Source organism: Bacillus sp. SIMBA_074 (assembly GCF_046534555.1).
In the GTDB taxonomy this organism is placed as follows: Bacteria; Bacillota; Bacilli; order Bacillales; family Bacillaceae_G; genus Bacillus_A; species Bacillus_A mycoides.
Genome location: NZ_JAWRYM010000717.1, coordinates 1 through 262, shown reverse-complemented (window position 1 = coordinate 262; position 262 = coordinate 1). Strand labels below are relative to the sequence as shown.

The 262-nt window shown below is 43.9% G+C and carries 1 protein-coding gene; it reads right to left on the bottom strand.

All coding sequences use genetic code 11. The features are described 5' to 3' along the window. Positions 1-214: hypothetical protein (locus SB773_RS32660; RefSeq protein WP_410594544.1), on the bottom strand; the 214-nt coding region annotated here is incomplete at its 3' end. Between the last annotated feature and the right edge of the window lie 48 nt (positions 215-262).

Sequence of the window (262 nt, the reverse complement as noted above, 5' to 3'; positions counted from 1 at the left end):
ATAATAGGCAAAAGCAAGCAAACATGCACCAAACAAAATCAAACTGTAACGCCTTGATACTTGCAGCGCTCTCCTCATCATGGATTCCTCGCAGTTTTGTCGGTTTTGGCATAGACGCCCAACCAACTACAGAGGAACTTCGTAAGTTTAAGTCGCTACTCATACAAAATGCCCCGCTTTCGTAGTAGATTGGTACGTCTTTAGTGACGTTCAACTACTACGAAGCTAGATATAGGAGAGGTCATACTGTTTCCAGATCGCC